Raw genomic sequence first — 6202 nt, 5'->3', positions numbered from 1 at the left:
CCCTGGCCCGCCGCGCCCGGGGAGCCGGAGCAGTCCAAGGTCACCGACATCGGCAAGATCGCGCTGGTCGTGAACCTGCTGACCGAGGACAACCTGCCCAGCTACCACCACGAGATCGCCACCCGCTTCGGCCGCGACGGCGCCTGGGGCACCTGGGTGGCCCGCTGGACCGCGGAGGAGGGCAGGCACGCGATGTGCATCCGCGACTACCTGCTCACCACCCGGTCGCTGGACCCCGACGCCCTGGAGCGCGGGCGCATGGCGGTCATGCAGTCCGGCCACCGCAGCGACCGGCTGACCCCGCTGGAGTCGCTGGTCTACGTCTCCTTCCAGGAGCTGGCGACCCGCGTCGCGCACCGCAACACCGGCCACCACATCGACGAGCCGGTCATCCGGCGCCTGCTGCGGCGGGTGGCCGCCGACGAGAACCTGCACATGGTCTTCTACCGGTCGCTGGTCGCGGCGGCCCTGGAGATCGACCCCTCCGCGGTGGTGCGGGCCATCTGCTCGGAGGTCCGGAACTTCGCCATGCCGGGCACGATGATCCCCGGCTTCACCCGCAAGGCCCTCCTCATCGCCGGCGCCGGCATCTACGACCTGCGCATCCACCACGACGAGGTGGTCCTGCCGCTGCTGCGCCAGTGGGGCGTGTTCGACCTGACCGGCCTGGACGCGGGGGCGGAGGCGGCCCGCGACGACCTCGCCGGCTTCCTGGCGGGCCTCGACCGCGCGGCGGGCCTCCAGCGGGAGCGGCTGAACCGGGTCACGGCCCGCTCCGCCGCGACCGCGACCTGAACGGCGCGACCCCGCGCCGCCCAACCCGAAGGAGAGGACACCCGATGACCCACTCGAACGAGGAGATCCTGAGCGCCGTGGCGGAGATCGTGGCCGACACCCTCAACGTCCCCGTCGCCGCCGTCGAACCCGGCACCAGGTTCGTGGACGACCTGGACGTCGACTCCCTGACCATGGTGGAGCTGGCCGTCGTCCTCCAGGACCGCTTCGACCTGGAGCTGTCCGACGACGAGCTGAAGGAGCTGACCACCGTCCAGGACGTCGTGGAGCACATCACCGCCCACGACGGGACGGCGGTGGGGAGCGCGGGGGAGAGCGCCGTCCCGGCCTGACCGCGGCCCGGGGAGGTGGCACGATCCGCTCGCGACCCGGGGCGGTGGCACGACCCGACACGGACAGGTGATGGTCGTACGCGAGCGGGCGAAGAACCCGCTTCGCGGACCGCGCCCGTGCCACCCTGCTGGAAACTCGGCCCCCGGTGCGCGCCGGCGGCACCACCGTCCCGCGAATGGCTGTGAGGGCATGTCCTACGCCGGTTCACCCACCCGTTCCGAACTCCCGCCCGCCGACCCGCGCCCCGCGCCGCCGCGCTTCGCCGCCGGTCCCGTCGCCGTCGTGCTCGTCGCCGCCGTCGCCGCCCTGCTGGCCACCGCCGGCCGGTACGGCTACCACCGGGACGAGCTGTACTTCCGGGTGGCGGGCCGCCACCTCGACTGGGGCTACGTCGACCAGCCCCCGCTGGTGCCCCTGCTGGGTCGCCTCACCACGACCGCACTCGGCGACGACCTGACCGCCTTCCGCGTGCCCGCCGCGCTGCTGACCGCCCTGACGGTCCTGCTGGCCGCCCTGATCGCCCGGGAGCTCGGCGGCGCCGCGACCGGCCAGGTGCTCGCCGCGGTGGCGGTGGCCACCAGCCCCTACGTGCTGGCCACCGGCCACCTGCTGCACACCCAGACCGTCGTGCTCACCGTGGGTGCCGCCGTGTGCTGGGCCGCGGTCCGCGCCCTGCGCTCGGCGGACCGGCGCTGGTGGCTCGCGGTCGGCGCGCTGGTCGGGGTGGGCGTCTACGCCAGCTACCTGGTCGTGCTGCTGTGCGGCGTGCTGCTCGTGTCGCTGCTGGTCACCCGCACGTTCGCCCCGCTGCGCGGCCCGTGGCCGTGGGCCGGGGCCGCGCTGGCCGCGGTCCTGGCCGCGCCCGCGGTGGGGTGGCAGGCCGCGCACGGCTGGCCGCAGTGGACCATGGCGGACCGGATCTCCGAGGGCAACCAGGGCCAGTGGCTGGAGACCCTGCTCTACCAGTTCGTGCTCGCCGGGCCGCTGCTGTTCCCGGTGGCCGTCGCCGGGTTGGTGGGGCTGGCGCGCAGGCCCGGGTGGCGGCCGGTGCGGGCGCTGGCCGTGGCCTACCCGCTGATGCTGGTGCTCGTCGTGCTCGCCGGGGGCAACTCGTACTACCCCGGCCCGTTCCTGGTGGTCCTGCTGGCGGCGGGCGGCGTCGTCGCGGCCGACTGGGTGGCGCGCGGGGTGTGGCGCCGGACCCTGCTCGGGCTCGCGGTGGTCGCGAGCGTCGTGCTGTCCGCGCTGTTCTCCCTGCCGCTGCTGCCCGAGCGGGTGGTGGCCGACAGCGGGCTCGACGAGCTGAACGAGACCGCCGCCGAGCAGTTCGGGTGGACCCGCCTGGTGGCGGGCACGGCCGCGGTCTACTGGTCGCTGCCCGAGACCGACCGCGCGCGGGCGTACCTCCTCACCTGGAACTACGGCGAGGCGGGCGCCCTCGACCGGTACGGCGCGGAGCACGGCCTGCCGCGCCCCTACAGCGGTCACAACTCCTACCTCGGCTGGGGCGAGCCCGAACCGGGCCGCGACGTCGCGGTGGTGGTCGGCGTCCCCGAGGAGGTGGCGCGGGCGTGGTTCACCCGGTGCGAGGTCAAGGCGCGCGTCGAGGTCGGCGAGGGCGTGGACAACGAGGAGCAGGGGCAGCCGATCGCGGTGTGCGCCGGACCGCGCGTCCCCTGGGCGGAAATGGCGCACGTGTCCTGACAATCTGCCCGATAGGACGTTTTCCGGTCGGGTGCGTCACCGCCCAGGGGGAGGGCGGTCCGCCGGGAGGATCGGTCCTCTTCCGTCGAAAGAATGAGGTCACGCCGATTCGAACGGTGGGTGACAGGTCGGGCGGTCACCCTGTGTTTTGATCTTTTTCCCACCCGCGGCGTCCCGGCGATCGGGCCGGTGGTGGGGTGCTGGGGCCGGTGCTAGCTTCGGAATTCCGGGTCGTCTCCTCCCGGGAAACCGGTCACCGGACGTGGCCGGTTTCCCACCACCGTGGGGGGAACTCACCCGCCAGGACCACCGGCCAGTTCCCCAGCGAATCTGCGGAGGCGCAGTTGTCCGTCATGGCGAGACGTCGAATCGATGTGGTGCTGGTGGACGAGGAAGACCTGTCCCGCAGGGGGTTCAGCGCGGCGCTCAACGAGGAGCCGGACATCCGCGTCGTGGCCGACACCGGGTCCGCGGTCGACGCGGTGCCCCTGGTGGAGCGGTACCGGCCGGACGTGGTGCTCACCGACGTGGGCGCGCCGGGCGCCGAGGCGGTGGAGCTGACCAGGCGGCTCACCGGCGGCCGCACCGCGCCCGCGGTGATGCTGCTGACCAGCGCGGGCCGGGAGGACGTGCTGTTCTCCGCGCTGCGCGCCGGCGCGAGCGGCTTCCTGCTCAAGAAGACCTCCCTGCCCGAGCTGAGCCAGGCCATCCGCGCGGTGGCCGCGGGCCAGGCGGTGATCTGCCCGCCCATGACCAGGTTGCTGCTCGACCGGCTGGGCGCCCTGCCCGTCGCGCGCCGCGCCTCCACCGAGGCGTGGTCGCGGCTCAGCGCCCGGGAGCTGGACGTGCTGCGCGCACTGGCCGGCGGCCGGTCCAACCAGGAGATAGCGCAGGAATTGCACCTGAGCGTGGCCACCGTGAAATCGCACATCTCCAACCTTTTGGGGAAATTGGAACTGCGCAACCGCGTGGAGGCGGCGCTGTTCGTCTACCAGAACAGCCTGTCGTAGCCCGCGAGTCCGTCGAAAGTATGAGCACCGACCGTTCTCCCGGCGCGTTCGGGCACGGGAACAAGGACCACGTCTTTCCGGAGTGAAGGCGGTTGTCCCGGGGTGCGGCGCGGTGTGGAATTCAAGGGCGATCACCGTCGTCGCCGGATCACCGATCCGCAGGAACCGCCTTTCCGCTCCCGCCCCTGGAGTTCCGCGATGCCACCAGAAACCCTTGACGCCGGTCCCCGCACGCTGGTCGACGTGCTGCGGGCACGCGCCGCGACCGAACCGGACCGGCGCATGTTCACCTACCTCGGCGAGGACCAGGAGGTCGCGGCCTCGCTCACCGCCGCCGAGCTGGACCGCCGCGCGCGGGCGATCGCCGCGGAGCTGCGGGAGTGCGCGGAACCCGGCGACCGGGCGATGCTGCACTACGGGCCGGGGCTGGAGTTCGTGTCGGCGTTCTTCGGGTGCCTCTACGCGGGCCTCATCGCCGTCCCGGTCGCGCCCCTGGAGGCGGGCCGCCGCGACATCCGCAACAAGCGCCTGCCCGCCATCGCGCGCAGCGCCACGCCCCGCGTGGTGATGTCCACCGCGGCGTCGCTGCTCGACGTGGGCCCCGAGCTGAAGGCGACCGAGGGCCTGGAGGACGTGGAGCGGTTCGCCTCCGACCTCGTCGACTCGAACCGAGCCGAGTCCTGGGAGGACCCGGCGGCCGACCCGTCCCTGCCCGCCTACCTCCAGTACTCCTCCGGCTCGACCGGCACCCCGAAGGGCGTGGTGCTCACCCACCGGGCGGTGCTGAGCAACCTGGCGCTGATCCACGAGAACGGCTCCCGCGACGCGGGCGACGGCCGCACCGGGCCGCCCGCCGTGCTGTGGCTGCCGCTGTTCCACGACATGGGCCTGGTCAACGGCATCCTCCAACCGCTGTACGCGGGCTACGACGTGACGCTGATGTCGCCGCTGGCGTTCGTGCACCGGCCCTTCACCTGGCTGTGGGAGATCACCCGCGCGGGGCGGGCGCTGAGCGTGGCGCCGAACTTCGCCTTCGACCTGTGCGTGCGCCGGGTGACCGAACGGCAGCGGGCCCGCCTGGACCTGAGCGGCTGGGAGCTGGCCGCGGTCGGGGCCGAGCCGGTGCGCGCGGACACGCTGGACCGCTTCTGCGCGGCGTTCGGCCCGGTCGGCTTCCGCCGCGAGGTGTTCTTCCCCTGCTACGGGCTGGCCGAGTCCACCGTGATGGTCAGCGGCGGCCCGGCGGGGCGGGAGCCGGTGGTGCGCGCGTTCGACGCCGAGTCGCTGGCCCGCTCCCGTATCCGGCCGGCGACGCCCGGCTCGCCCTCCCGGGCCCTGGTCGGCTGCGGGCAGATCCAGCCGACCGTGCGGGTGGTGATCGTGGACCCGGCCACCGGCGAGGTCGCCGCGCCCGACGAGGTGGGCGAGATCCTGGTCGCGGGCGACAGCGTCGGCTCCGGCTACTGGAACGCACCCGACCAGGACGCGCTCACCTTCCGGGCCCGCGTGCCCGGCCACGGCGACCAGGACTTCCTGCGCACCGGCGACCTCGGGTTCGTGCTCGACGGCCAGCTGTTCATCACCGGTCGCCGCAAGGACGTGATCATCCTCGACGGCCTCAACTACTACCCGCACGACGTCGAGCACACCGCGGCCGGCAGCCACCCGGCGGTGCGCGAGCGGTTCTGCTGCGCGTTCTCCGTCGACGACGGGCAGAGCGAGGGCCTCGTGGTCCTGGCCGAGATCGCGGGTCCCCTGCCCGCGCAGGGCGACGGCGAACCCCGGGACGGCGACGCGGAGGAGGTCCGGCGGGCCATCCGGAGGGCCGTCACCGCCGAGCACGGCGTGCCCGTGCGGGACGTGGTGCTGCTGCGCGCGGGCAGCCTGCCCTTCACCAGCAGCGGCAAGGTGAAGCGGCTGGAGTGCCGGGAGCGGTACCTCGCCGACCGCTTCGCCGCGCGGCCCGCGGTCTGAGCGCCGATGACCGCGACCACCCGGCCGCGCGTCGCCCGCGCGCGGATCCAGAGCTGGCTGACCGACCGGATCGCCCTCCTCGCCGGCGTGGACCCGGCGGGGGTGGACCCCACGGCACCCCTCGACGACTACGGCATCACCTCCTCGCAGGCGGTCAGCCTGTCCGGGGAGCTGGAGGAGTGGCTGGGCGACGAGCTGCCGCAGACGCTGGTCTACCAGCACCCCAGCATCGCCGCGCTCGCCGACTTCCTCGCCGGCGACGCCGCCGCGGACGCGCCCGCGGCACCCGCGCCGCCGGCGCGCGGACCGGGCCTCGACGCCGTGTGCGTGGTCGGGATGGCCTGCCGGTTCCCGCCCGACGCGGACGACCCCGGCCGGTTCTGGCG

Annotated in this window: 6 protein-coding genes; all 6 read left to right on the top strand. The window is 73.9% G+C overall.

Translation table 11 applies throughout. The features are described from left to right. On the top strand, positions 1–795 hold a 795-nt coding region (locus ACFV4N_RS38015), incomplete at its 5' end, for an acyl-ACP desaturase (RefSeq protein WP_499677522.1). A gap of 44 nt (positions 796–839) precedes the next feature. Then, on the top strand, positions 840–1127 hold the full coding sequence (locus ACFV4N_RS38010) for an acyl carrier protein (protein ID WP_499677521.1): 288 nt from the start codon (positions 840–842) through the stop codon (positions 1125–1127). A 190-nt stretch (positions 1128–1317) separates the two neighbouring features. After that, entirely contained in the window at positions 1318–2832 is a 1515-nt protein-coding gene (locus ACFV4N_RS38005; protein ID WP_499677520.1) for a glycosyltransferase family 39 protein, read from the top strand. Between the two features lie 353 nt (positions 2833–3185). Continuing rightward, entirely contained in the window at positions 3186–3842 is a 657-nt protein-coding gene (locus tag ACFV4N_RS38000) for a LuxR C-terminal-related transcriptional regulator (protein WP_499677519.1), read from the top strand. A gap of 198 nt (positions 3843–4040) precedes the next feature. Beyond that, positions 4041–5816: a fatty acyl-AMP ligase gene (locus tag ACFV4N_RS37995; RefSeq protein WP_499677518.1), complete on the top strand. Its 1776-nt coding sequence runs from the start codon at positions 4041–4043 to the stop codon at positions 5814–5816. 6 nt (positions 5817–5822) lie between these two features. Continuing rightward, a partial coding sequence (locus ACFV4N_RS37990) for an acyl carrier protein (protein WP_499677517.1) occupies positions 5823–6202 on the top strand: 380 nt, incomplete at its 3' end.

The organism is Actinosynnema sp. NPDC059797 (assembly GCF_042732085.1).
In the GTDB taxonomy this organism is placed as follows: Bacteria; Actinomycetota; Actinomycetes; order Mycobacteriales; family Pseudonocardiaceae; genus Actinosynnema.
Note: the sequence above shows the minus strand (reverse complement) of the source record. Positions and strands in the feature narration are given on the sequence as shown.